This window comes from Streptomyces sp. NPDC051104 (genome assembly GCF_040682835.1).
Lineage (GTDB): Bacteria > Actinomycetota > Actinomycetes > Streptomycetales > Streptomycetaceae > Streptomyces > Streptomyces cynarae.
The window spans coordinates 1-24,164 of the sequence record NZ_JBFBBS010000047.1 but is presented as its reverse complement, the minus strand read 5'-3'; the positions used below and the strand labels follow the sequence as shown (position 1 = coordinate 24,164).

Genomic DNA, 24,164 nt, shown 5'->3' with positions numbered 1-24,164 from the left:
CCGGCCATGACTGTCACAGGTGGGACGGCGCACCGGATGGTGGTACTGGTGCGCCCGGGGCTGTTGCCGATGGAACTGGGTATCGTGCACCGTCTGTTCGGGACGGCCGAGGACGACCGGGGACGGCCGCTGTACTCCGTTGTGACCTGTGCCCCGTCGCCCGGCGAGATCCCCACGGACGCCGACTTCACCGTCAACGTGCCCTGCGGGCCCGAGGTGCTGGAGGACGCCGGCACCGTGATCGTGCCGGCCGCTCTGGAGGACTACGAGCCCCAGGTCCGCGGGCGGTTGAGCGACGACGTGCGCGGGGCTCTGGAGCGCATGCCCGCGACGGGGCGGCTGGCGTCCATCTGCACCGGGTCGTTCGTGCTGGCGGCGGCGGGGCTGCTGGCGGGACGGCGGGCGACGACGCACTGGAAGTCGTGCGCCGAACTGGCCGCGCTGTACCCGGAGATAGACGTCGATCCCCACGTGCTCTACACGGATGACCGCGGCATACTGACCTCCGCCGGCGTGGCCGCCGGAATAGACCTGTGTCTGCACATGATCCGTGGCGACCACGGCGCGGACATCGCCAACGCCGTCGCCCGGCGCACGGTGGTACCGCCGCACCGCGACGGCGGACAGGCGCAGTACATCGAGCGGCCCGTCCCTGAGCCGGGGGACACCTCGACCGCCGCGGCGCGGGCGTACGCGCTGCGGCACCTGGACGAACCGCTCACCCTGGAGGACCTGGTTTGCCGGGCGGCGATGAGCGTGCGCACGCTGACCCGGAAGTTCCGGCAGGAGACCGGCGTCACCCCGATGCAGTGGCTCACGCAGCAGCGGTTGCAGTACGCGCGTCGACTTCTGGAGCGCACCGACGAGCCGGTCGACCGCGTCGCGGCCAGGACCGGGTTCGGCACGGGGACCGCGATGCGGCAGCACTTCCGCGAGTCCCTCGGTGTGTCGCCACGCGCGTACCGCAACACCTTCCGGGGCGTCGAGTGAGGGCACCCGCACGGGATGTGGGCCGCCGCTGAGTCCTACGGTTGTGCGGTCGGGGGGCCGGGGCGGTTCACGGCGGACAGCGCCGCCCGCAGTGCGGTTCTGGCCTCGGTGTCGATGCGGCGGACCAGTTCGGCGGCCGGCAGGTCGCGCACCAAGGGATATGTCTGCCCCGCCCAGAGGTTGACCAGGTCCGCCTCGCCGCGGGCGCGGCCCGTCTGACGCAGCGGAGCGGTCGGCTCGTCCGAGCGGGCAGTTGTGAGGATTCCGCGAAGCTGCACACGCACGGCTTTTCGCCCGGTTTCATCCGTACGTCGGCAGGTGACCCGAAGCGCGTACACGAAGTGCACGTTTCCCAAGGGCACGGACGACTTTCGATCGCAGGTGACTTTTCATGGACAACTGGCGAGACCACGCCGCGTGCCGACACGAGGATCCCGACCTCTTCTTCCCGATCGGCACTACGGGTCCGGCACTGCTGCAGACTCAGCGGGCCAAGGCGGTCTGCCGACGCTGCCCCGTGCAGGAGGAGTGCCTGCAGTGGGCGCTCGAGACCGATCAGGCCATCGGTGTGTGGGGCGGTACGAGCGAAACCGAACGCCGCGCGCTGAAGCGGCGCACGGGAGCCCGGCGCCGCTCCGGGTAGCCCGAGCGGCGCGTCAGGGTGCGCCGCACGCGCGATGCTTGCGGCGACCCCCGGGTCGTGCGCCCAGCCAGTGGAGGCCGCGGCCTTGCAGCGGCCCCACGCTGTCTTCACCCCCTCCCACGAGATCCGGCCCCGCGGTCCCGGCCACCGGGCTGTCCCGCCGCCCGCGACGGGGAAGCCTCGGTGGGGAGCCGCGGTGGAAAGCCGTGCGCCGAACGCAGGCATGTGCAGCGGATGCCGGGGTACACGAGGCTTCGTCAGCTTGTGCAGGCAGGGAGGCCTGCTCGGATCCGGGAGGGAAACACGTGACGGCAGCGATCACGGCGAAGATGGACGCGCACATAGCCGGACTTCCGCAGCTCGCCGACCCGTCCGGGGTCGCACCCAAGGACGCCCGTGCGTTGTCGAAGCTGTTTTTTGACCAGTTGGCAGTGCTGGAGGAGGGTACGCCCGAGTACCAGTACGCGCGCAACACGTTGATCGAGATGAACATGTCCCTAGTCCGCTTCGCGGCGGCCCGGTTCCGCAGCCGGGGGCCGGAGGAGATGGAGGACATCGTCCAGGTCGGCATGATCGGCCTGATCAAGGCGATCGACCGGTTCGAACTCTCGCGGGAGGTGGAGTTCACCTCCTTCGCCATTCCGTACATCGTGGGCGAGATCAAGCGGTTCTTCCGTGACACCTCCTGGGCGGTGCACGTGCCACGGCGCCTGCAGGAGGCCCGGGTCCAGCTCGCACGCGCCACCGAGGAGCTCCGCAGCCGCCTGGGCCGCGCTCCGACGGTCAAGGAGCTGTCGGAGCTGATGTGCCTGTCCGAGGAGGAGGTCATCGAGGCTCGTCTGGCGGCCAACGGCTACAACTCCTCCTCGCTGGACGCCGCCATCAGCAACAGCGAGGACGGTGAGACGGCGCTCGCGGACTTCATCGGCGCCGACGACCAGGCGCTCGAACTGGTGGAGGACTTCCAGGCGTTGGCCCCCATGATCGCCGAACTCGGCGAGCGGGACCGGCAGATCATTCACCTGCGGTTCGTCGAGGAACTCACGCAGGCGCAGATCGGCGAACGCCTCGGCGTCTCCCAGATGCACGTCTCCCGCCTGCTGTCCCGCACGCTCGCCCGGCTGCGCGAAGGGATGCTCACCACCAGTTGAAACACGCGCACTCCGGAATCCCCGCTTGACGAGCGGCCCCTGGAACGCCCCACAGGCGGTCCAGGGGCCGCCTGGCGCCGGACCTGCGCCCTCACGCGCATCGACAGCGGCGCGCCCCCGACCTGACCGGACGGTTCAGCGCGGGGATTCCGGTCAGCGGGTGGCGAGGAGCTCGAGTGTGTCGATCACGCGGTTGGAGAAGCCCCACTCGTTGTCGTACCAGGCGACCACCTTGACATGGCGGCCGTCGACGCGGGTGAGGGCCGAGTCGAAGATCGACGAAGCGGGATTGCCCGTGATGTCGGACGACACCAGCGGGTCCTCCGAGTACTCGAGGATCCCGGCGAGCGGCCCCTCCGCCGCGCTGCGGTACGCCGCCAGCACGTCGTCGCGCGTCACGTCGCGGGCGACGGTCGTGTTGAGTTCGACGATCGAGCCGACGGGGACCGGCACCCGGATCGAGTCGCCGGACAGCTTGCCGTCGAGGTTCGGCAGTACCAGGCCGATCGCCTTGGCGGCGCCCGTCGTGGTCGGCACGATGTTGACAGCCGCGGCGCGGGCGCGGCGGGCGTCGCGGTGCGGACCGTCCTGCAGGTTCTGTTCCTGTGTATAGGCGTGCACCGTCGTCATGAAGCCGTGCTCGATGCCGGCGAGTTCGTCCAGCACCGCGGCGAGCGGTGCGAGCGCGTTCGTCGTGCACGAGGCGTTCGAGACGATCGTGTGTACGGCCGGGTCGTAGGCGTCCGTGTTGACCCCGAACGCAAGGGTCACATCGGCGCCGTCCGACGGCGCACTGACGAGCACCTTCTTCGCGCCCGCATCCAGGTGGGCGCGGGCGGCCTTGGCCGAGGTGAAGCGGCCGGTCGCCTCGAGAACGATGTCGACGCCCAGCTTCGCCCACGGGAGCTGCGCCGGTTCCCGCTCGGCGAGCACCGTGAGGCGACGGCCGTCGACGACGAGAGCGTCCCCGTCGACGGTCACCGGGCGACCGAGCCGGCCGGCCGTCGTGTCGTAGGCGAGCAGCCGCGCGAGCGTGGCGGGTTCCGTGAGGTCGTTGACGGCGACGACCTCGAGGTCGCTGTCGCGTTCGAGCAGTGCGCGCAGCACATTGCGTCCGATGCGGCCGAATCCGTTGATGGCGATGCGAGTCATGAATGTGTCCCTTCGGTCCGCCACCAGGTTGCCGGTGCGACAGCCGCCCGTGACAGCGGCGCGATCGCCATGGTTCGCAAGGATCGCGCCACCCGCGGCGGGCTACTCGCCCCGGGCGAAGGTGCGCCGGTATTCGCTCGGAGTGGTGCCGAGGATGCGCTGGAAGTGCAGCCGCAGATTGGCCCCGGTGCCGAGACCGACCTCGGCGGCGATCTGCTCGACGCTCCGCTCCGAACGCTCGAGCAGCTCGCGGGCCAGGTCGATGCGGGCGCGCATGACCCACTGCATCGGCGTGTACCCGGTGTCTTCGACGAAGCGCCGCGAGAACGTGCGCGGCGACACCGCCGCATGCTGGGCGAGCACGTGGAGGGTGAGGGGCTCGTCGAGCCGGTGCAGCGCCCACTCCCGGGTGGCGGCGAACCGCTCGCCGAGCGGCTCGGGCACGCTGCGCGGTACGTACTGCGCCTGACCGCCGCTGCGGTAGGGGGCGGCGACCAGGCGCCGGGCCGCGTGGTTGGAGGCGGCCACCCCGAGGTCGCCGCGCAGAATGTGCAGGCACAGGTCGATGCCCGAGGCGGCGCCGGCCGACGTCAGCACACTGCCCTCGTCGACGAACAGGACGTTCTCGTCGACCTGGACGAGCGGATGCTTCGCCGCGAACGCCCGCGTGTAGTGCCAGTGGGTCGTGGCACGCTTGCCGTCGAGCAGGCCCGTGGCGGCGAGCGCGAAGGCGCCCGTCGAGATGGCGGCGAGCCGCGTGCCCCGAGCGTGGGCGGCGATCAACGCGTCGACGACGGCCTGCGGCGGGTCGTCGCGGTCCGGGAACCGGTAACCGGGGATGAAGACGATGTCGGCCCACGCCGGCGTGTCGAGGCCGTGCGCGACGTGGTACGACAGGCCGTCCCCGCCGGTCACCAGACCTGGTGCCGCACCGCACACCCGCACCTCGTACGGCATGCTCGCCCGGGTCGTGAACACCTGAGCGGGGATGCCGACGTCAAGCGGTTTCGCACCCTCGAGCACCAGGACGGCGACGCGACGCAGACGGGAGGCGGACACGGGGAACAGGGTACGCAGGCGCGGAGCTGTGGCTGTGTCCGGCCGCCGAGCAGACCGGACAGGTGGTCGGACCCGACGGGTCCACTCGCGGAGGCCGGCGACGGGCGGCTCCTCCTGCGCAGGGGAACCGACCCGAAGCGATCCGTTGCGATGCCGGGCGACTGCGGTGCGCGGCAGCGGTGGTGGGTCAGGGCAGGGCGATGCCGTCCAGCTTGCCGGCCTTGGCGTCGTCGATGAGCGAGGAGAACTGGTCGGCGCTCATCTGGACGCGTTGGCCGAAGTCGTCGGTCAGGACGATCCGGCGGTCGGCCGAGGCGTTCGGGTCGACGAACAGTTGGGGACAGCCGCAGTTGCAGTTCCCGCAGAACGTTGCCACGGGTTCCAGGCCGTTGATCTCGGACATGCTGCTCCACCTTCCGTGGGTGTGGGATTGCGGCGCCTCGGTATCCGGGTGTCCGGGACCGGCCGTCGCGCGGGGATTGTCCAGGGGATACCCGGCACGGACGGCGGGGACGCACGCCCCAGGTGCGTGCGGGGGCGCGGAGACCGCAGCCGTGCTCTTGTGCTCCCTCCGGTGCCTCGATTCCGTCGAGCGGGCCGGGAACTGAACGGTGTCCGCGTCCGACTCGTAAGCCAGTTCACGGCCCGCGCTGTGTCCTGGATCACGCGCTTCTGCTTGAGTGGAGAGCCGGGGCGTTTTCCGTACCCACGCCTGACGAACCATGTCCGGATGCGAGGATGAGGCGCCATGACGGTCGGGTGGTGTTCTCGCGCGACACGGGCCGCGGTGTTCGCGGCCGTCTGCGTGCTGCTCGCCGCCCTTGGGCACGTCACGATGTCCGGCAGCCACGTCCCCGCGTGGCCGCTGGCCGCGGGTGCTGCCGTGACCGGCGCCGTCGGCTGGTGCCTGGCAGGCCGGGAGCGCGGGCTGCCCCTGATCGTGGCTGTCGTGGTCGCTGCCCAGGCCATGCTGCACTCCGCGTTCTCGCTCGCCCAGTCGGCGGGTGCGGGACCGGCGTTCGGAAGTATGGCCTCCCTGGACATGGGTCCCCTGGCTTCCACGGGGGACGGCATGGGGCCCATGGACATGGACTCCATGCCCATGGACTCCATGGGCATGGAGTCCATGGGCATGAGCCCCATGGCTCACCTGGGCCACTCCTCGGGCGGTACCTCGTCCTTGGGCATGCTGGCCGCCCACCTGCTCGCCGCGCTGCTGTGCGGTCTGTGGCTGGCGTGCGGGGAGAAGGCCGCGTTCCGCATCCTGCGGGCCGTCGCCGGACGGCTGGCCGCGCCGTTGCGGCTGCTGCTCGCCCCGCCCCTCACCCCGGACCACCCGCGCACCCGGATGCGTCGCCGTCGCTCGCACCGGGCGCCGTGCCTCCTGCTTCTCGTCCACGCGATCACCCATCGAGGCCCCCCTGTGGGGACGGCTGTCGTCTGAAGACAGTTGGTTTCCCGAGGCCGCCGTACGCGCCTCGGGTCACGGCCGTACGCCCACGCAGGCGCCAAAGCGCCAAAGCGCCAAGCACCCTGGCGCCTGAGCACCGTAGGGCCGTCTCCCCACTCGCCGGAATCGCCGGAACTCGTCGGACCGCCCGCGCTCTCGCGTGTCCGAGGTCCGGACCCCGGATGACCCGAGAAGGACTCCAGGTGATTACTCCTGCCCTGCCCACCTCGCGGGACGAAAGTGATGCAGCGGTACCGGACGACGAGTCGACGACTGCGTGGGCCCTGGCCGCCCGGGGCGGCGACACGGACGCCGTAGAACGCTTCGTGCGCGCCCTGCACCGCGACGTCCTGCGCTACGTCACCCACCTGTGCGGCGATCCGCAGGCGGTCGACGACCTGGCACAGGACACGTTCCTGCGCGCCCTCGGTAGTCTGCACCGCTTCGAAGGGCGGTCGTCGGCCCGCGCGTGGCTGCTGTCCATCGCCCGCCGTGCGGTGATCGACAGTCATCGGTACGCCGCCGCCCGGCCGCGCCTGTCCGATACGGCGGACTGGCAGCTTGCCGTCGAACTGGCCCAGCCGCAGGGCCTGCCCGGCTTCGACGACGGGATCGTCCTGCTGGACCTGCTCTCCTCACTGACGGACGAGCGCCGGGAGGCGTTCATCCTCACCCAACTGCTCGGTCTGCCGTACGCGAAGGCCGCCGAGGTGAGCCGCTGCCCGGTGGGCACGGTTCGCTCACGGGTGGCGCGGGCCCGGGCCACGCTCATGGACCGGCTGTCCGACACGGACGAGCCCGCCGCTGTAGCGGCCTGAACCGGCGGAAGGGTGTGCGGTGCCCGCCGGAACCGTCTGGCAGGCACCGCGCCCACGGGAACCCTTTCTCCGGACAGTGGTCGTGTAAGGCGGACACGCCAAGCACAACGGGAACGGGCAGCAGCGCCTGACGACCGGCACCCGCACCGCGTACGGGTGACGAAGCCGACCTGCCGGCACCGCGGCGTACCGCGGCGCCGGCCGGCGTCACCGCCTGTGCGACACCCCCGACTCGATGAGGTAACGCTTGGTCACCCGGCCGCCGTACCGCCCGTCGATCAGGCCCGCGACGCACTCCAGCAGCCCGGTCCTGGCGGCTTCCGGAAGAGCCCGGTGGCCGGAGTACGTCCGCAGCAGCTCCAGATAGTCCGACGTGGTGTACGTGAGATCCCGCTCGTAGCGGCGGAAGACCGTGGGGCCGAACCGGCAGCTTCGCGCGACCTCCTCCGCATGGTCCGTGCCGTCGATGTCCGCGGCCGCGGGAGGCCGCAGCCCGGGTGACGTGTCCGGGTCGAAGCGCTCGTAGCAGCGCTGGACCTCGACGAAGAACTCCTCGGTGCCGCCCCTCACATGCTGGCTGCGCACCACGGCGAGCGCCCCGCCCGGACGCAGGGCGTCGGCGGCCTTGGCCATCCGCACCGCCGGGTCGATCCAGTGGAACGCCGTCGCCGAGACGACCGCGTCGAACGGCTCCTCGGGCAGCGGCCAGCTCTCGAAGTCCGCCGTCACCACCTCCACCGCCGGGGCCCCGGCCAGGTTGCGGCGGGCGACCGCGGCCATGTGCGGTCCCGCCTCGACGGCCGTGATCCGGCAGCCCCGTTCGGCCAGAGGCACCGTCGCCTGGCCGGTGCCGCAGCCCACCTCCAGGACGCGGCTGCCGGGCCGGGCACCCGCGAGTTCCGCGAGGTCGTCGAACAGCTCCGGCGGATATCCGGGCCTGGCCCGGTCGTACAACTCCGCGTCCTCGTCGAAGGTCCGGCTCAGGCGCGCCCGCCGGGAGTCCTCGGGCCTGTCGTCGCGTCGCGCGTGCGTGGTGTTGTCGGGCATGCGGAGCAGGCTAGTGCTGCGACCGAAGTGGTTCGCCGGGCTCAAGGGTTGTGGCTCCGACCTTGAGCCGAGTCGGACGGCATGGCAGCGAGAGCGGAGGCTTCCCTTATCGGGTGGCACGTGTCCTGTCGTACTGCGAGCATCTGCGGATGCTCACTCTTACCGATGATCTCGGTCAGCTGCCCTACGTCGTCGACGGCGACGGCGACGGGCCTCCTGTCGTACTCGTGCACGCCGGCGTCGCAGACCACCGTATGTGGGACGCCATCGCACCCGACCTGGCAGAACGGCACACCGTCATCCGCTACGACCTGCGTGGCTTCGGTGAGTCCGCACCCCCGACCGGCCCGTTCAGCGAGACTGACGATCTGCGCCGTCTCCTGGACCACCTCGACCACGAACGTGTCCGGCTCGTCGGCGCCTCTTGGGGCGGTCGCGTGGCCCTGGACTTCGCCCTCACCCACCCCGGCCGAGTACACTCCCTGGCAGTGCTCGCCCCGCCATGGCGGGGGTACCACTGGTCTTCGGAAATGGTCACCTACGACGAGGCGGAAACGGCGGCGCTGGCTTCGGGCGACCTGGACGCCGCCGTCCGTATCAACCTGGATATGTGGCTGCGCGGGCCGGCTCGGCAGTGGGAGGACGTCGCTGTCGGACTGGCCGACCGACTCCGGGACCCGATACGAACGTCGCTGGTGAACCAAGAGATCGTGGGAGAGCACTCCCAGGGGGGCGCAACCGGTGACATCGCCGTCATCTCCGTCCCCACACTGGTCGGGATCGGCAAGCTCGATGTCGCCGACTTCCAGGACATCGCCCGCCGGTACGCCGCTGAGATCCCCGATGCCACCTTGGTCGAGTTCCCCACCGCCGCCCACCTCATCGCGCTGGACGCGCCGGCCGAACTCGTCTCGGTACTGGGCCCGTTCCTCGAGCGTTAGTGCCGGACCCGGATGTGTGGCTCACGGGTGTCATGCCGCCTCGGCCCTGGGTCGGACCCGAACTCGTCGAAGGCAAACCCGGTTCGACGTCTGTGGCGACGACGCCCAAGGCCGGCCCGGGGTGAGCGAACCGGCCCTGGACGCGCTGTCGGCTGATTTCGCCGAGCCGGTCGTCAGGCGGGGAGCGCCTGGTCGCGGGTCTCGCGGGCGAGCCGGAGCATGCCGACGGCGAAGACGACGGCGGTGAGGCTGAGCGGGAGGGTGAGGGAGCCGGTGGCGTGGATGCCGTAGCCGATGAGGAAGGTGCCGGCCGCGGCCACCCAGCGCGAGAAGGTGGTGGTGAGGGCGAAGGCGGTGGCGCGCATCCGCGTGGGGTACTGCTCGGGCAGCCAGATGGTGAACACCGCGAAGCTCGCTCCGCCGAGGCCGAGGACCGGCAGGAAGACGGAGGTCAGCGCGATGGAGTGCAGCGGGTAGGCGATGCCGTAGGCACCGACCGTGCCGACGATCATCAGCGCGAACAGGACGGCCGGCGCGCGCAACGACGCCATCCTGGGCCGCGCCGGCGGATTGGGCGCAGCCGAGTCGTGTTCGGAGGCACACGACATCCCGGTCGGATCGATCTCAGCGGGACGTACCTGCTTCGCGGGGGCTCCGAGCCGACGGGGTACGGCGCCCGCCTCAGCTCTGCGGTGCCCGCAGCCGCCGTACGGGGGCGGGGACCGGGCCGGTCGACTCGCGGTCGATGTAGGCGGTGCGGAGGGTGTGGCGCCGGGGGCGGGGCGAGGCGCCGTTGATACGGCGGACCAGGATGTCCGCCGCCAGGCCGCCCAGTTCTGCACCGGCTGGCTCACCACGCTGAGCCGGGGCCGGATCAGCGTGGCCCATTCCGCGTCGTCGAAGCCGATGACGGAGACGTCGTCGGGGATGCGGGCGTCCAGGTCGAGCAAGGCGTCCAGGGTGCCGGCGTGGCCACGTTGTCGGTGGTGAACAGCGCGGTGGGCCGGTCCTCACAGGTCATGAGCTCGAGTACGGCGGAGCGTGCCCAGGCCCGGTCGTAGCCGGTGTGCCGGATCAGCTCCCCCTCGCGCGGGATACCGGCGGCATGCAGTGCCTGACGGTAGCCGGTGAGCCGCTCGGTGGTGGTCCAGATGTCGGCACCCGGCGCCAGGCGCGCGGAGTCGTCGGCGGGTGAGGCCGACGAGACGACCGCGATGCGCGTGTGCCCCGCGTCGGTGAACCGGGCCACCGCCGCCTTGGCGGCGCCCCGGTTGTCCACGACGACCGTGTCCAGCGCGGCGCCGCTCAGCGCTCGGTCCAGGCATCCTCGAGGAGATGCAGTGGCTGCGCACCACGCGCGTGCACAGCGCGGAGTTCTTCCACGGGTCCCTGGAACTGCTGGAGGAGAACACCAGCGTGATCGTCTTCCAGGGGGAGCACGAGACCCGGCCGCTCACCGACCGGGCCGAGGCGTTCGCCCGGCGGGTGTCCAAGGACGTCACCGTCTTCGACGCCCGCGACTACGCCCTGGAGGGCATCAGCCCCGAGTTCCGGGGGCTGCTCGCGCCGCTGGTGCTGGACACCGTGATGGACAGGGTCAGCAAGCACCTGGAGCGAGTGCGTGGCCACTCCCTCGACCTGCGCCGCTTCTACCGCGTCATGGACTACTGATCCGCCGGCCCGCTTCCGCATCGTCCATCCGCCTCTCGCGTGCCGGTGTCCCGGCACCGGCACGCCCAGGGCGGGCGCCGCGTCCCGCACGCCGCGCCCGCCGTCTCGGGAGACCTTGATGAACGTCCTCGGTTTCGGCGACAACACCGTCGACCGCTTCGTGGACCGCGGCATCGACTACCCCGGCGGCAACTGCGTCAACGTCGCCGTCTTCGCCCGCCGCCTGGGCCTGGACGCCGCCTATCTGGGGGTGTTCGGCGACGACGACCTCGGAACGTTCGTCCGTACGGCGGTGGCGGCCCAGGGCGTGGCCGTGGAGCACAGCGTGGTGCGCCACGGCGAGACGTCTGTCTCCACCCTGTGCGTGCGGGACGGCGACGGGAGTTCCTCGGCTACAACGGGGGCGGCGTCAGCGCTCGCGAACCGCTCACGCTGGACGCCCGCCTGATGGCCTACGCTGCCTCGTTCACGCTGGTGCACTCCAGCGTCTACTCCCGCACCGAGAGCGAACTGCCCAAGCTCGCCGCGGCCGGCTCGCTGATCAATTTCGACCTCTCCGACGAAGGAGTACCGAACCCCTGCCTACCTCGACCGGATCTGCCCCCATGTGGATCTGGCACGGCTGTCGTGCTCCCATCTGGACGAGACCGCCACGCGTGAGCTGCTCTCCGATGCCGTGGGCCGCGGGGCGGGAATGGCGCTGGCCACCCGCGGTCTTGAGGGGGCGATGGCGTACGACGGGCGGACCACGGCCGCGGTACCGGCCCGGACCGCGGACCCGCTGTCCATGTCCGACACCATGGGCTGCGGGGACGCGTTCCTCACCGGGTTCGCCGTGTCCCTGCTCCGCGGCGGCTGGTCCCGCAGGGTTCCGGTATCCGGCCCGGCGCTGGAGCGCGCACTGAGCCACGGGGCAGAAGCCGCGTACCGCCAGTGCTTCGTGGAGGCCGCCTTCGGATGCGGCCGGCCGACGGGGGCATCGACGGCCGGCCTCCGGGACATCGGCGAGCACGTGACGGACTGACGAAAGGCGCCACGCCGCGAGGGGCGGCTTTGCATACATCCGGTCGGGAAAGCCACACGTCCTGGGGAAGGGGCGGACTTCTGACCCGGAGGATGGCGGCGGTGACGGGAAGCCGGTGGCGGCTCGCCGAGGTACTGGGGCGGGCCAGGGACATGAACTGGCCGCAGGCGCTGCCATGGGCAGGGCTGCGCTACGCCCTCGGGGCCGGTGCGGTGCTGGCCGCCGCAACCGCCCTGTGGGGGCCGCGGCCAGGCATGATCGTCGCCGCGGGCGCGGTCAACGCCGGGGTGGTGGGCACCACTCCCGTCCTCAGCAACGCGGGGCCGCCCGTCACCGTGGCCACCCCCGGCGGACGCGAGCGACTGGCCCGGGCCGAGAGCCTGTTGCTGCCGGCCGCGCTCGGCCGAGTGCGGATCGAGGGACCGGTCGACGTCCTGCTCGGCTACCTCCCCGACCTCGACCTCGACGTGCGCACCCCACTACTCGCCGCCGGCCACGGACCTGCCGCGATCGCCGCACTTGGCGAAGGGCTGACACCCGACGGATCGTCGAAGCCCACCTGCCCTGCGCCCGGCGCCTGATCCGACAGCCGAGGGCTTCGGCGGCACGGATGTCCGGCGGGCGTTGCCGGCAGCCGCCCGCATGCGCCTGATCGGACACCGGCATAACGTGACGGGGTGCACGACCTCCCGCCGCGTCGGGCGAGGATGAGGAGGCGTTTCCGTAATGGCGAAGCTACTGTTCGTGATGACCGATGCGACGTACTGGACGCTGAAGGACGGCTCCAGACATGCCACCGGTTACTGGGCCGAGGAGTTCGCGGCCCCTTACAAGGCGCTCACGGAAGCCGGCCACCAGGTCGTAGTGGCCACTCCCCACGGCGTCGTCCCGAACGTGGACATGATGAGCCTGCGCCCGGAGATGGCAGGCAGTGCGGAGACCGCCCTCGAACTGGAGGGCATCATCCGCTCCGCGGAGGAGATGCGACGGCCGATCCAGCTGTCGGACGCCCGCCTGGAGGACTACGACGCCGTCTACTTCCCCGGCGGCCACGGTCCGATGGAGGACCTGTGGGCCGACGCCGACGCGGGCCGGCTGCTGACCGCCGCGCTCGCCTCCGGCAAACCGCTCGCCGTCGTCTGCCATGCGCCGGCCGCGATGCTGGCCACCAGGGTGCACGGTGTTTCGCCCTTCGCCGGCTACCAGGTCACGGCCTTCACCAACGACGAGGAGAACGCCGTCGGACTGGGCCCCAGGGCCCGGTGGCTGCTGGAGGACGAGCTCAAGGAGTTGGGCGTCGATTTCACCCGCGGCGAGATCCGGAAGCCGTACACGGTGGTGGACCGCAACCTGTACACAGGGCAGAACCCCGCATCGGCCGCGGTCCTCGCGGAACGGCTGCTGAAAGGCCCTGACGTAGGCGTCACACGCCCCGGAAGGTCCTTGCACCGCCCTCTTCGTGCCCCGGGCCGACCAGGAGCCGACACCGACAAGCCGGGCGACGATCGACCGGCCCGGCCGAGACAAGGGCGCTGAGTGGAGCACGGGACTTCAGCGAGGCAGGCTGTAGCCATGCGGTCGCTGTTCGGCTCATCCGATCCTCCAGGAGCGGGCGGGCACAGCGGGGTCCTCCTCAGACTCGCGCAGTGTGTGCCGTTCGTGATCATCGTGCTCGCGCTGGGTATCGAGCTCTCGCCCGCACACGCCGTGGCCACCGGTCCCATCCTCGCCGCGATGCCGGCCCTGGCGTCGCTCACGATGGGGCCGAAAGGCACCCTCTCGGCAGCGGCCGGAGCTCTTGCCGTCACCGTGATCACGGCGATCCTCCACGAGAACTGGGGCGGACAGGCCTACAGCAACCTCCTGTCCCTCTTCGTGGTGTCAGTGGCCAGCATCGTCATGAGCAACACCATGCGCATGCGCAGGCAGAGCGAGCTGGACCAGGTACGCCGCGTCGCCATGGCAGCGCAACGGGTGGTCCTGCCGCCCGTGCCCGCCCGGCTGGGTCCGCTGCGGATGGCCAGCATGTACCGCGCGGCGGAGACGGGGGCCCAGATCGGCGGAGACCTGTACGAGGCTGTGCACACCCGGTACGGGGTCCGGATGATCGTGGGGGACGTCCGTGGCAAGGGACTGCCCGCCGTGCGGTTGGCCGCTGCGGTGCTGGGTGCCTTCCGGGAGGCCGCGCACTATGACGCCGAACTGGTCGAGGTGATGAACCACTGCGCGGCCGCACTGGAACGGCAGAGCACCGGGAGAAACGCGATCGATCAAGGCTGTGAGGAAGAGCGGGCCGAGGACTTCGTCACCGCCGTCGTTGCCCAGGTGTGCGACAACTGCACGGTCCAGGTGGTCAATCGTGGGCATCCGCCGCCGCTCGTGCTGCGCAAGGGCAAGGTCGAGGCCCTGATGCCCAGCTCGCCACTGCCGCCCCTGGGCCTGGAGGACTTCCTCACCGTCACGCCGGCCAAGGCGGAGAACTATCCGTTCGAGCCCGGTGACCGTCTGCTTCTGCACACCGACGGCGTGATCGAGGCACGCAGCCCTGACGGGGTCTTCTTCCCCCTGCATGAGGCCATGGAAGCGGTGCACCCGTGCACTCCCTCGGAGTTCCTCGAGCAGCTGCACCAAGGATTGATCCGCCACGCCGGGGGCCGCCTGGCGGACGACGCGGCGATGCTCCTGGTCGAACGGCTCGCGCAAGGAGTCGAACACGGAGGGGAAGTCATCACGCCCTCCACGGACGGGCACAACTGACCGAAGAGGGCACTTCACGCGTCGCCGTCTGCGCTCGACGCGGGGCGCGGACGGGCGGCTGTCCCCTGCAGCCGCCCGGCCGTTCCGCGTCCCGCGCGGATTCCGCCCCACCCCGACTCGAATTCATGCCATGGTGCCCGTATGACCGGCGAGGTGAGGTTCGAGCCCGGCTTGTACCGGGGCACCGCGGCGTACTACGACCGGTTCCGGCTGCCCTACCCGGACGCGATGATCAGCGACCTTGTCCGCCGGACAGCCCCGTCAGGGAGCGGACGCCTGCTCGACCTTGCATCCGGCACGGGCCAGCTCGCGTTCCCGCTGCGTGGCTGGTTCGCGGAAGTATGGGCCGTGGACGCGGAACCCGACATGACCGAGGTGGTCCGCGCCAAAGCGATCGCCGCCGGGGCGTCCCATGTCCACGCCGTCACCACAATCGCCGAGGAGCTGCGGGCGGAGCCGGGCAGCTTCGAGCTGATCGTCGTCGGCAACGCCTTCCACCGGCTGCACCGGGCCCTGGTCGCGGAGCAGTCCTACGGCTGGCTCGAGCCGGGCAGCTGTGTCGCCCTGTGCTGGTCGACCTCCCCGTGGGTTGGCCCGGGAGACTGGCAGCGCGCGCTCGACGACTTGCTGCTCAGATGGCGTGACGCGCTCGGTGCGGCCGGCCGCGTTCCGCCCGGCTGGGACAGAGCACGGCAGCAGGATCCTGACCGCGACGTACTGTCCCGTGCCGGGTTCGAGCCCGCCGGGCGACACGAGTTCTCCGCCGAGCACCACTGGACGATGGATGAGCTCGCCGGGCACATCCGGTCGACGTCGTTCCTGCCGCCTGCCGTACTCGCGGACCACGCCGCTGAGTTCGACGCCGACCTCACTGCCGAACTCAGCCGCTACACGGCCGGCGCCGGCCTCACCGAAAGGGTCGGCTTCGCCTACGAACTGGCCCGCAAGCCAGCTCCCGCGGGGACGCATACCTGAGGGGCCGGAGCCCGGCGGAGGCCCGGCCGTGGGCGGTCGGGCGAGCGGAACGGTCACCGTGGTGGGGGAGCGCGGCGCAAGACGCGCGGACTGCCGCCGGTCGCCGGCACCACGGCGCACGACGACCACCTGCGAGAGATCATTGCCAGCCGTGCGTGCGCGAAATGTGCGCCGATCGTACGCAATCCGTACCTTTACCTGAGCTAGGGTAGGGGCCGGAGGTCTTCCATGTCGGAGTTGTTCGAGGCGGTCGAGGCGTTGATCGCATCCGCGTCGCCGCTGCCGCCGCCGGCGGAACGCAAACGTCTGCGCCAGGCCCACGGGCTGACGCTGGACCAGGTCGCCGGCGCGTTGAAAGTGCGGCGCGCTACGGTGAGCGGCTGGGAGAACGGGAAGACAGAACCGAGGCCGCCCGAGCGCGAGGCCTACGCGCACCTGCTGAAGAAGCTCGCGGAGCTCTACCCCGCCCACTCCGCCTCCTCCGGTGACCCCGACACGGCAGCCGCCATGCCGGTCGACGGGACGTCCGCGACCGTGCCTGCGCCCTCGGGAGCCGTACCCGCAGAGGAACGGACTCCGTCCACCAGTCCGGCGCCGGATGCTGCGGCCAAGACGGCCTCCAAGAACCCCGCGCTGCCTCCCAACCCCGTAGCGGAATCCCGTCCGGCGGCCACCACAAGGCCGTCCATGACGCGGCCGGGCGCGCAGAAGGCCGCCCCGCAGAAGTCCGCCCCGCAGAAGGCCGCCCCACAGAAGGCCGCTGCGACCGGGCCCACATCGACCGAGGTCGATCCGCGGTTCGAGAACGGGCCGCTCGCCGTCGTCGACGCCGACCGGGACGGCCAGGTCCTCGCATACTGCGTCGGCGGCCTTGTCCTGGACGTGCCCGCCAAGTCCCTCGCCTCCCTGGTCGAGTGGACCCTGACCGAAGCCAGGCTCGGCGCCCCGCGCCTGAACGGCTCGGGGAAGGACGCGGACCCGCTGCTCGTGCTCACCGCGTCCGCCTGCGAGCGCTACGGGCTGCCGGGCCGGCTCGCCCAGGAGGAACGCCTCGCCGGGCGGATCCCCGACTCCCACAAGGTCGTCAAGCAACTGCAGCGGTCCGACTGGCAGTTGACCAAGCGGGGGTTCGGGCCGTGGGCGCGGATCTACCGCCCGGCCGAGGGCAGCAGGCGCCAGTGCGTGCAGCTGTGCATCCCTTCCTGGGACGCCCTGGACACGCGTCACTGGGACGGCGCGGCGCAGCTTCCGCCGGTGGAGCTCGCCCGGCTCCTGGGCACGTACGCGCAGCGGGTGATGACCCCACGTGGCTCCACCGCGGTGACGGGCCTTGAGCTGATGACCGCTCTGCACCCGCCCACGAGGGCGAGCGAGCCGGCCGCCGACGGCCGCCGCCACAGTGAGCACAATCCCGGTTCGCTGGGCAGCCGTCCGGTGGACTGCGCGCCGTGCGAGGCGCCGGACGGGCACCCCCTCCTCGCCGACCTGCCGCGGTTCCACCAGCGGGGCCCGGCCGAGATGCTGCTGGAGGAGGCGTACGACTGGGCCCGGCCGCTCACGGATGACGAGTGCCTGAAGCGCTACGTGGTGGGCATCGACGTCAACCTCGCCTTCGGTGCGGCCGCCAACGGAGCGGTCGTCGGCCTCGCCTGCGAGCCGGTCCACGTCAAGCACCCGACCTTCGACCCGAAGCTGCCCGGCTCCTGGCTGGTCGACCTCTCCCATGTCGACCTGTCCCAGGTGCTGGTCGCCGGGGAGTGGAAGCACCTCGACGGGGACCTGCTCCCCAGCCCGTTCACCCCCAAGGGCGACCAGCCCCAGGGACCGGCCTGGTACGCGACGCCGACCGTGGCCTATGCGGTCGAGTTGGGCTACGACGTCGCGCCCCTCGAGGCGTACGTCCGGCCCACGAGCGGCCGCTACCTGGACAGCTGGTACAAGCGGCTCCGCGACGCATACGTGGCCACCATGGCCGACCTCGGCGTGCCGGAGGGGCTGACGCCGGAGGAGTTCCTGGCGGCGATGGACGGCTACAAGCAGCGCGATGCGGAGATGGCAGTCGTCCTGTCCGCGATCAAGGCGACCGTCAAGGGCGGCATCGGCAAACTGAGGGAGCGCCCGCGCGGCGGCGGATGGCGCCCCGGCCGGCCGTGGCCGGCACTGTCCCGGCCGACATGGCGGCCCGACATCCGCGCCGCCGTCATCTCCCGGGCCCGTGTCAACATGCACCGAAAGATGCTCGCCCTCGCCGCGGCCACCGGACGGTACCCTGTGGCGATCCTGTCGGACTGCGCCGTCTACGCCGCCGACGGACCGAGCCCACTGGACGTCCTGCCCCACCAGGGCGGCAAGACCGTTCCCGGCAGTTTCCGGCTCGGCGTCCTGCCGGGGATGGTCAAGCACGAGGGCACCCAGACCACCCTGTGGGCCGAAGAGGTGCGCGAGAGGCACGGCCAGGACCTCAACCTCGCCCGGTACATCAAGGACGGCCACATCACCGCCACCGACGGCGGAGAGTGAGAAGGGGGCTGACCGATGGACACGGTCGGGGACGGTCTCGAAGAGGTCCTGCAGAAGGCGTTCACCCGCCCGATCCCCAAGAGCGCCGGTGCCCAGATGCGGTACCTCGTCAAGCAGCTCAAGGGCACCAGGCCGGTGGCCGAGCTGGTCGGCATCACCCAGCGCACCGTCGAACGCTATGTCAGGGACCAGCTCAGAAAGCCCAGACCGGAGCTCGCCGAGCGGCTCGAGCGCGAAGTCCGCAGACGCTGGCAGCCGCAGGTCCGCGCCCGGGCCAAGAAGCAGGCGGCCAGCAGGACCGGCATCGTCATCGACACCCGCGCCCGCTTCGGGTACACCGCCGCCCCGGGCACTACCGACGACCCGCGGCAGCGTCACCTGACCGTGGCGCTGCCCCCCGAGTTCGCGGCCCGTCTCTTCGATGCCCAGGAACAGGGGGCCACCGAGCAGCAGTTGCGCGACATCGCGGCCGAGGGCTTGGGCGAGATCTACTTCCGTGACCGCGGCCGCCGCGCCCAGGGCCTGGAGGTGCAGTTCACCGACGTGGACCACGTGGAGTTCGACCTGTAGGCGCACCCCGACGACGCACGCCCTGCCGGCGCCTGAGCCCCGCACCACCGTCGGGGTCAGGTGGACTGCCTACGGGCCTGCTTCACCTCCCGGTCGATGGCCCAGGCGTCGGCGACCGGTCCGAGATGGCCGAGCTCGTCGGGATTGATCACCACGCGGATGGCCTGAATCTGCCCGCCGAGCACCTCGAGGACCAAGGGGTGCAGGATCCTGCCGTCGCGGTCGCGAAATATCGTGGGGTAGCCGGACTCCCTGTGACATGGACGGATGTGACCTGCGTCTCCCCGCTGCCCCTCCAGGGCGTGGCGCACTGACCCGGCACCGGCTTGACGCCTTTACGTCGAGGTGGGTGCGTTCGTATTGCGGCTCTGGTCGATGAGGGCGGCGAAGGCGTCGAGGGTGCGTCGCAGCCCGAAGGCGTAGGCGTGGTCGGGGTCGTAGGCGCTGCCGTGTGCTGTGCCTGCCGCCGTGCCGACGCGGACGGCGGTGGGGTAGGTGTCCGGGTCGAGGACCCGGGCCAGGAGCGGGGCGTTGACCTGCCACCACTGTTCGTCGTTCATGGCACTGTCGTGCTGGGCGGCCCGGGCGTCGGCAGTGGCTCGGGCGCATGCCTGGACGAAGGTGAGCAGGTAGGTGAGGCAGTCGTCCATGTGGATGTCGGTCAGGCCGAGGCCTTCGAATGCGGACAGCTCGTGCTCGTACTTCCGCATCAGTCCCGGTCCCAGCGGGGGCCTGGAGGTGGAGACGGCCGCGGCCCAGGGGTGGCGTTCGAAGAGTGCCTTGTTCTCGTCGGCGATGGCGGTGACGCGTTGGCGCCAGGGCTGTCCTGCTGTGTCCGTGCGGGGCATGCGGGCGTAGGCGGCGTCGAGCATGAGGTCGAGCAGCTCGGCCTTGCCGGGGACGTAGGTGTAGAGCGTCATCGGCACCACGCCGAGTTCCTGGGCGACGCGGCGCATGGTCACCGCCTCCAGGCCTTCGGCGTCGGCGATGGCGGTGGCCGCCTCGACCACCGCGTCGATGCTCAGCCCGCGCCGTGGCCCGCGGCCGCGATCGGGGGCGGCCTCACGCCACAGCATTTGCAGGGTACGGGCCGGATCGCCGGCGCTGGTTCGGTCGGTAGGCACGAGTCCAATCTTCTCGCACCCGATCTCTGTACAATGTACATTGTACGCCGTATAGAGATCCGACATCCGAGGAGCCCCGTGAAGGTCACTTCCAGTGCCGTGTCACTCAACGTCGACGATGTTCAGGCCTCCAGCGCCTTCCTCCGCACGCACTTCGGCTTCCGTGAGGAGATGGCTGCCGACGGCTTTGCGTCCCTCACGCGCGACGACCTCGGCGTGAACGTCGTCTTCCTGCGGCGGGGGCTTCGGACCCTCCCGGCAGACCAGCGCGACGAGCACGCCGCCGGACTCATCCTCGCCTTCGTCGTCGACGACCTCGAGGGCGAGCTGGCGCGCCTGCAGGGCGAAGGTGTCAAGGTCACCATGCCGCTGACCGAGGAAGAGTGGGGCGAGCGCGCTTTCCAGGTACGGGACCCCAACGGCGTGATCGTCCAGTTGGTCGACTGGAACGCCACCGCCGGCCACTGAGACGGCTGGGTGACTTGCCCTCGCGGCCGAAGGCCGCCCGCCGGCCCTCCCGCGTCGCTCGGCGGCACGGTTTCTCATGCTCGAACGCATGAGCGAGTGCCCGAGAGGTCTTCCGTTTCGGCGAGCGGAGGCGTATGTTCCGGTTACCCCGCGACGGCGCCTTCCGAAGCGCCGGCCCGCCGGTCCCGGGACGGCGGGCCACGCGGGGGCCAAGTGCCTGGTGTCCTCATCGGGCGCCGCTCAGGCGCCCACCACCAGCAGCCGCCACGTATGCGGGCGTCTGCCGGCGTCAGCGGTGCGGGAGGCAGTGGATCATTCGGAAGCGGGCTTGGCCGACGCTGACCCGAGGGCCTTGCCGACCTCTCCGACGACAATACGTCGGCCCTCCGCCGCGTAGGTGGCCTTCCTGCCGGCCAAGGCGGCGAGGCGGCCTTCGCCGGCACCCCCACGCGCTGCTGCGGTGTTGGTTCCGTTCGAAGGACGACCTCCAGTCCCCGCACCACACCCTCGCCGCCGAATTCGACCGTGACCGGGAGCCGGTCATCGCCGGTCTCACCCGTGGGCCGTCGGGGGCAAAGCAGCCCGCGCCCACGCGTGCCTGTCGCCAGGCCACCCCCACCACGCTGAACAATCAGCCTGGTCTGCAGGGGCAGGCACGGGTTCCAGCGGCACAGAGGGGAACGACCGATGGGCACAGCAGGGCGTCCGAACCGTAGAGCTCTGCTCACCGGCTCACTCGCGGGCGCCACGGTCGCGCTTGCGGGGTGTTCGTCGACGAGCGCCGGCACGTCGGGGAGCAGCGCTTCGCCCGGAGCGCGGCCGACCACGCCCGCCGCCGCGTTCGCGAGACTGATGGACGGCAACGCACGCTGGGTGAGCGGAAACCTTCAGCATCCCGACCGGGATCCGGACCGGCGTCAGTTCGTGGCTCAGGAACAGGAGCCCTTCGGGGCGGTTCTGTCGTGCATCGACTCCCGGGTGCCGCCTGAACTTCTCTTCGACACCGGGCTGGGTGACCTCTACGTCATGCGCACGGGCGGGCAGGCGGTCGACCCCGTGGTCACCGGTTCTGTCGAGTACGGACCCATGACGAGTGGCACCCCGCTCATCGTCGTCCTCGGTCATCAACGCTGCGGCGCCGTCAAAGCGGCGTACCAGTCCATGCGTGACGGCAAACCTCTGCCCGGGAACCTCCAGGCGATCGTCAAAGCTCTGCGGCCGGCGTACGAGCAGGCAGCGAGGGAGGGCGGTGCCGACCCGGTCGAGACGATGGCGCGAGCCCAGGTCAAGTTGACCGCTACCGCCCTTCGCTCCAACCAGGACCTCGCCCCATTGGTGCGCAAGGGCTCCCTGTCGGTCGTCGGCGCCTACTACTCACTCGACACCGGCAAGGTACAAGTCCTGACCGGAGCGCCTTCCTGAGCCGGCGCGGAGAAGACGGACGGGCATTTCCAGGCGGTGGTCGGCCTCCAGCACTCCAGAGTCATCCGATCAATAGCTGAACTCCTTTTCTTCTGCCCGCCATTGACAGCCCTATGACAACACGGTCGTCGCCACATGGGAGTCCAGCCGCGGCCTCGACCCCTTCAGCTACGGCTACAACCGGGCCACGCCCGACGACGCCTACGTGACCGCCGAGGAGGTTGTGCACAGTCTCGTCGACATCGTCTCCAAGAACGGCAACTTCCTCCTCGACATCGGCCCCCGCGCCGACGGCACCATCCCGGAGATCATGCAGACCCGTCTGCGCGAGACCGGCCGCTGGCTGCGCACCAACGGCGAGGCGATCTACGACACGACGTACTGGTCGCGGATGGCCCAGCTGGGCGAGGACCTCAGGTTCACCGTCCGCCCGGGCGAGGCGTTCTACATCCACTCGCTCGCCGAGCCCGGCCCCACGCTCACCGTCGAAGCCCCCGTGCCGGTCCGCAGCGGCGACGAAGTGACCATGCTCGGCCATGACCGGCCCCTCAGCTGGACCCTCCGCAACGGCGCCCTGGTCGTGGACGTACCGGCGGCGGCTCGCAGGGCGGGCCGGTACGTGTGGGTGTTCAAGGTGGAGTGGCGCGACTGAGCCTCGCGGGAACGGGCGGTTTCCGCGGTGGGGCGGAGCGGACTCGCGCGGCCCTGCGCGGATTTCGGAGGTGCACCGGTTCACTGGGGGCCGTGGGCCTGTGCCAGAGCGGTGCGTGCCTGGTTCAGCCTGCTGCGCACGGTATCGACGGGGACCGCGCAGGCTTCGGCTATCTGCTGGTAGGAGGTGGTCTCACCGCCACCGCGCGCACCCCGGGCCGGTGCCGCTCCAGCAGCAGGGCCGGCGCCGACACATCGCCCGCCTGCGCGGCCCGCGTCCTGAACCGGACCGGCGTCCTGCGGCATTCCGTTCATACTTCGTCCCTCGGGCCCCGACACAAGTTTCTATCGACCCTACGCAGCCGACTCGAAGTGTGTCCTCGCGGGCGGGACATGTGCGGGCTTGAGCGGCGGTCGCCGATCCGGGTCCGAAGGATCTCAGTACCAGTGGTTGGCCTGCCAGAACGACCAGGCCTTGCAGGGGCTGCCGTAGCTGGTGTTCATGTAGTTGAGGCCCCACTTGATCTGGGTGGCCGGGTTGGTCTGCCAGTCGGCGCCGGCCGAGGCGTACTTGCCGGCGGGCAGGGCCTGGAAGAGACCGTAGGCACCGGAGGAGGCGTTGACCGCGTGGTAGTTCCAGCCGGACTCGTGGTCCACGATGTGGCTGAAGCACTGGAACTGGTCCGCGGCGACCATTTGACTCGCCATCGCCTGGATCTGCGCAACCGTGTAGCTGCTCTGGACCGGGAAGCTGGAGGAGCCGCCCGCGCCGACGTTGCTGGCCGCGGCCTTCGCCTCGGCGCGCTCCTTGGCCGCCTTCTCGGCCGCCGCCTTCTTCGCGACCGCGGTCTGGGCGGCCACCTTGCGGGCCGCCTCCTCGGCGTCCTTCTTTCCGCTCGAGTCCGCGGCGACGGCCTGGGCTTCGGCCTGCTGCGTCAGCGACGCGGACTGCACCTGCGCCTGCTGGCCCGCGGGTATGTCCGCGAGGAGCGTGGTGTCGGCCGACGCCGCCTCGGCGCCGTTCGACTGCTGGGTGTCGGCCGAGGCGACTCCGACAACGCTTCCGACAGCGGTGACCGCCGTGGCCGAGGCCACCGCGACTCCCCGGACCGATATCCGACTCACGCGCTTCCCTTCCGGTACGTCCGCGACGTCACGACGTGACGGTGTGAGGGTATCTCCCTTGCCGGTTCCGGCAGTTGGAACACTCTGCCGTGCCGGGGCGGGTGGGCGCAATCGTGAGGGGAGAAGGCGGAGTTGGTCACATTTGCCGCCCATTGCCACTCATGTGCCGCCGATGAGCAGGTCCGTTGGGACGACGTGGGCCTGAACGGCCGTCTGCGCTACACGCGGTACTCGGAGTACGCCGCCACGGCCCGGCTCGGCTTCCTGGCCTCGAAGTCCTGAGCCCGCACACCCGCTCCCGGCCCGCACCCCCCGGCGAGCCCGGTGTCCGACGCGGGCGTGTCCGGTCGGCTGCCGTGGGTGGAGCGACCGCCCCACATCGGGGAAGAGTGCGAGGACGACCGCCCCGGTCCTGCGACGGCCGGCCGATGAACACCACAACCGCAGGAGTTCCTCCCTGGAGGAACGGGAGGGGAACCGGGACGGGTTCACCGGCCGGCCGGAAAAAAAATGGCTCTTCTGCTTGATGTGTGGGTACCTGACCAGCCCTGATGCATAAAACACGCCGTTCCCTGCTTAGGGTTTCGAGTTGCTGAGGCTCAAGAT

General features: G+C 70.8%; 28 protein-coding genes and 5 pseudogenes. 20 read left to right on the top strand and 13 right to left on the bottom strand.

Annotated features, from left to right (window positions below; genetic code table 11):
- Window positions 1–6: 6 nt before the first annotated feature.
- On the top strand, window positions 7–990 hold the full coding sequence (locus AB0N14_RS34835) for a helix-turn-helix domain-containing protein (RefSeq protein WP_366029698.1): 984 nt from the start codon (window positions 7–9) through the stop codon (window positions 988–990).
- A 35-nt stretch (window positions 991–1,025) separates the two neighbouring features.
- Here AB0N14_RS34835 and AB0N14_RS34830 read toward each other — a convergent pair whose 3' ends face one another.
- A complete protein-coding gene (locus AB0N14_RS34830; protein WP_366029697.1) occupies window positions 1,026–1,268 on the bottom strand; it encodes a hypothetical protein in 243 nt (80 codons plus the stop codon).
- A 113-nt stretch (window positions 1,269–1,381) separates the two neighbouring features.
- Between AB0N14_RS34830 and AB0N14_RS34825 the strand changes: the two genes are divergently transcribed.
- A complete protein-coding gene (locus tag AB0N14_RS34825; RefSeq protein ID WP_366029696.1) occupies window positions 1,382–1,633 on the top strand; it encodes a WhiB family transcriptional regulator in 252 nt (83 codons plus the stop codon).
- 329 nt (window positions 1,634–1,962) lie between these two features.
- Entirely contained in the window at window positions 1,963–2,784 is an 822-nt protein-coding gene (locus AB0N14_RS34820; RefSeq protein WP_366029711.1) for an RNA polymerase sigma factor SigF, read from the top strand.
- Window positions 2,785–2,937: 153 nt separating this feature from the next.
- Here the strand turns inward: AB0N14_RS34820 and gap are convergent, their stop codons facing one another.
- The 3 genes from gap to AB0N14_RS34805 all read right to left on the bottom strand — a co-directional run bounded on the left by gap (window position 2,938) and on the right by AB0N14_RS34805 (window position 5,398).
- The gene (gene gap, locus AB0N14_RS34815) at window positions 2,938–3,936 is read right to left on the bottom strand and encodes a type I glyceraldehyde-3-phosphate dehydrogenase (protein WP_366029694.1); all 999 of its coding nucleotides are present in this window, start codon (window positions 3,934–3,936) and stop codon (window positions 2,938–2,940) included.
- Window positions 3,937–4,038: 102 nt separating this feature from the next.
- A complete protein-coding gene (locus AB0N14_RS34810; RefSeq protein WP_366029693.1) occupies window positions 4,039–4,995 on the bottom strand; it encodes a helix-turn-helix domain-containing protein in 957 nt (318 codons plus the stop codon).
- 187 nt (window positions 4,996–5,182) lie between these two features.
- On the bottom strand, window positions 5,183–5,398 hold the full coding sequence (locus AB0N14_RS34805; RefSeq protein WP_200422927.1) for a hypothetical protein: 216 nt from the start codon (window positions 5,396–5,398) through the stop codon (window positions 5,183–5,185).
- 345 nt (window positions 5,399–5,743) lie between these two features.
- On the opposite strand from AB0N14_RS34805, the gene AB0N14_RS34800 reads away from it, so the two are divergent.
- Together AB0N14_RS34800 and AB0N14_RS34795 are read left to right on the top strand one after the other, a co-directional pair.
- The gene (locus AB0N14_RS34800; protein WP_366029692.1) at window positions 5,744–6,439 is read left to right on the top strand and encodes a hypothetical protein; all 696 of its coding nucleotides are present in this window, start codon (window positions 5,744–5,746) and stop codon (window positions 6,437–6,439) included.
- Between the two features lie 209 nt (window positions 6,440–6,648).
- Window positions 6,649–7,263 (top strand): sigma-70 family RNA polymerase sigma factor, encoded by a 615-nt coding sequence (locus AB0N14_RS34795; protein WP_366029691.1) that lies wholly within the window; start codon window positions 6,649–6,651, stop codon window positions 7,261–7,263.
- A gap of 207 nt (window positions 7,264–7,470) precedes the next feature.
- Here the strand turns inward: AB0N14_RS34795 and AB0N14_RS34790 are convergent, their stop codons facing one another.
- Entirely contained in the window at window positions 7,471–8,310 is an 840-nt protein-coding gene (locus tag AB0N14_RS34790; RefSeq protein WP_366029690.1) for a class I SAM-dependent methyltransferase, read from the bottom strand.
- Window positions 8,311–8,423: 113 nt separating this feature from the next.
- Between AB0N14_RS34790 and AB0N14_RS34785 the strand changes: the two genes are divergently transcribed.
- On the top strand, window positions 8,424–9,251 hold the full coding sequence (locus AB0N14_RS34785; protein ID WP_366029689.1) for an alpha/beta hydrolase: 828 nt from the start codon (window positions 8,424–8,426) through the stop codon (window positions 9,249–9,251).
- A 173-nt stretch (window positions 9,252–9,424) separates the two neighbouring features.
- Here AB0N14_RS34785 and AB0N14_RS34780 read toward each other — a convergent pair whose 3' ends face one another.
- The 4 genes and pseudogenes from AB0N14_RS34780 to AB0N14_RS34765 all read right to left on the bottom strand — a co-directional run.
- Entirely contained in the window at window positions 9,425–9,793 is a 369-nt protein-coding gene (locus AB0N14_RS34780; RefSeq protein ID WP_366029715.1) for a hypothetical protein, read from the bottom strand.
- 139 nt (window positions 9,794–9,932) lie between these two features.
- A complete protein-coding gene (locus AB0N14_RS34775) occupies window positions 9,933–10,139 on the bottom strand; it encodes a hypothetical protein (protein WP_366029714.1) in 207 nt (68 codons plus the stop codon).
- A 5-nt stretch (window positions 10,140–10,144) separates the two neighbouring features.
- A pseudogene (locus tag AB0N14_RS34770) lies at window positions 10,145–10,201 on the bottom strand (hypothetical protein); the annotation flags it as partial.
- A 95-nt stretch (window positions 10,202–10,296) separates the two neighbouring features.
- Window positions 10,297–10,530, bottom strand: a pseudogene (locus AB0N14_RS34765) (LacI family transcriptional regulator); the annotation flags it as partial.
- Between the two features lie 56 nt (window positions 10,531–10,586).
- On the opposite strand from AB0N14_RS34765, the gene AB0N14_RS34760 reads away from it, so the two are divergent.
- From AB0N14_RS34760 to AB0N14_RS34720, 9 genes and pseudogenes are all read left to right on the top strand, one after another.
- Window positions 10,587–10,922 (top strand): hypothetical protein, encoded by a 336-nt coding sequence (locus tag AB0N14_RS34760; protein WP_366029688.1) that lies wholly within the window; start codon window positions 10,587–10,589, stop codon window positions 10,920–10,922.
- Between the two features lie 118 nt (window positions 10,923–11,040).
- On the top strand, window positions 11,041–11,370 hold the full coding sequence (locus AB0N14_RS34755; RefSeq protein WP_366029687.1) for a PfkB family carbohydrate kinase: 330 nt from the start codon (window positions 11,041–11,043) through the stop codon (window positions 11,368–11,370).
- Window positions 11,371–11,529: 159 nt separating this feature from the next.
- Window positions 11,530–11,946, top strand: coding sequence for a PfkB family carbohydrate kinase (locus AB0N14_RS34750; RefSeq protein ID WP_366029686.1), 417 nt, complete (start codon window positions 11,530–11,532; stop codon window positions 11,944–11,946).
- Window positions 11,947–12,047: 101 nt separating this feature from the next.
- Entirely contained in the window at window positions 12,048–12,527 is a 480-nt protein-coding gene (locus AB0N14_RS34745; protein WP_366029685.1) for a hypothetical protein, read from the top strand.
- 145 nt (window positions 12,528–12,672) lie between these two features.
- A pseudogene (locus tag AB0N14_RS34740) lies at window positions 12,673–13,353 on the top strand (type 1 glutamine amidotransferase domain-containing protein); the annotation flags it as partial.
- A 243-nt stretch (window positions 13,354–13,596) separates the two neighbouring features.
- The gene (locus AB0N14_RS34735; RefSeq protein ID WP_366029684.1) at window positions 13,597–14,703 is read left to right on the top strand and encodes a PP2C family protein-serine/threonine phosphatase; all 1,107 of its coding nucleotides are present in this window, start codon (window positions 13,597–13,599) and stop codon (window positions 14,701–14,703) included.
- A 141-nt stretch (window positions 14,704–14,844) separates the two neighbouring features.
- Complete coding sequence (locus tag AB0N14_RS34730) at window positions 14,845–15,678, top strand: class I SAM-dependent methyltransferase (protein WP_366029683.1); 834 nt, start codon at window positions 14,845–14,847, stop codon at window positions 15,676–15,678.
- Window positions 15,679–15,906: 228 nt separating this feature from the next.
- The gene (locus AB0N14_RS34725; protein ID WP_366029682.1) at window positions 15,907–18,198 is read left to right on the top strand and encodes a helix-turn-helix domain-containing protein; all 2,292 of its coding nucleotides are present in this window, start codon (window positions 15,907–15,909) and stop codon (window positions 18,196–18,198) included.
- A gap of 15 nt (window positions 18,199–18,213) precedes the next feature.
- Window positions 18,214–18,768, top strand: coding sequence for an XRE family transcriptional regulator (locus AB0N14_RS34720; protein ID WP_366029681.1), 555 nt, complete (start codon window positions 18,214–18,216; stop codon window positions 18,766–18,768).
- A gap of 56 nt (window positions 18,769–18,824) precedes the next feature.
- Here the strand turns inward: AB0N14_RS34720 and AB0N14_RS34715 are convergent.
- Window positions 18,825–19,001, bottom strand: a pseudogene (locus AB0N14_RS34715) (RNA polymerase subunit sigma-24); the annotation flags it as partial.
- A 102-nt stretch (window positions 19,002–19,103) separates the two neighbouring features.
- Entirely contained in the window at window positions 19,104–19,892 is a 789-nt protein-coding gene (locus AB0N14_RS34710; RefSeq protein WP_366029680.1) for a TetR/AcrR family transcriptional regulator, read from the bottom strand.
- 78 nt (window positions 19,893–19,970) lie between these two features.
- On the opposite strand from AB0N14_RS34710, the gene AB0N14_RS34705 reads away from it, so the two are divergent.
- The 4 genes and pseudogenes from AB0N14_RS34705 (at window position 19,971) to AB0N14_RS34690 (ending at window position 22,434) form a co-directional block, all read left to right on the top strand.
- On the top strand, window positions 19,971–20,360 hold the full coding sequence (locus AB0N14_RS34705; RefSeq protein ID WP_366029679.1) for a VOC family protein: 390 nt from the start codon (window positions 19,971–19,973) through the stop codon (window positions 20,358–20,360).
- Between the two features lie 873 nt (window positions 20,361–21,233).
- Window positions 21,234–21,782, top strand: a complete 549-nt coding sequence (locus AB0N14_RS34700; RefSeq protein WP_366029678.1) for a carbonic anhydrase — start codon at window positions 21,234–21,236, stop codon at window positions 21,780–21,782.
- Between the two features lie 142 nt (window positions 21,783–21,924).
- Window positions 21,925–22,131: pseudogene (locus AB0N14_RS34695) on the top strand (alpha-L-fucosidase); the annotation flags it as partial.
- A gap of 42 nt (window positions 22,132–22,173) precedes the next feature.
- Window positions 22,174–22,434, top strand: coding sequence for an alpha-L-fucosidase C-terminal domain-containing protein (locus tag AB0N14_RS34690; protein ID WP_366029710.1), 261 nt, complete (start codon window positions 22,174–22,176; stop codon window positions 22,432–22,434).
- Window positions 22,435–22,514: 80 nt separating this feature from the next.
- On the opposite strand, the gene AB0N14_RS34685 is transcribed toward AB0N14_RS34690, so the two are convergent.
- Together AB0N14_RS34685 and AB0N14_RS34680 are read right to left on the bottom strand one after the other, a co-directional pair.
- Window positions 22,515–22,748 carry a sigma factor-like helix-turn-helix DNA-binding protein gene (locus tag AB0N14_RS34685; RefSeq protein WP_366029677.1) on the bottom strand — a complete coding sequence of 78 codons (234 nt, stop codon included), beginning with the start codon at window positions 22,746–22,748 and terminating at the stop codon, window positions 22,515–22,517.
- Between the two features lie 123 nt (window positions 22,749–22,871).
- Window positions 22,872–23,558: a lytic transglycosylase domain-containing protein gene (locus AB0N14_RS34680; RefSeq protein WP_366029676.1), complete on the bottom strand. Its 687-nt coding sequence runs from the start codon at window positions 23,556–23,558 to the stop codon at window positions 22,872–22,874.
- Between the two features lie 132 nt (window positions 23,559–23,690).
- Here AB0N14_RS34680 and AB0N14_RS34675 point away from each other — a divergent pair, with 132 nt between their 5' ends.
- Window positions 23,691–23,840 (top strand): hypothetical protein, encoded by a 150-nt coding sequence (locus AB0N14_RS34675; protein ID WP_366029675.1) that lies wholly within the window; start codon window positions 23,691–23,693, stop codon window positions 23,838–23,840.
- Window positions 23,841–24,164 lie beyond the last annotated feature (324 nt).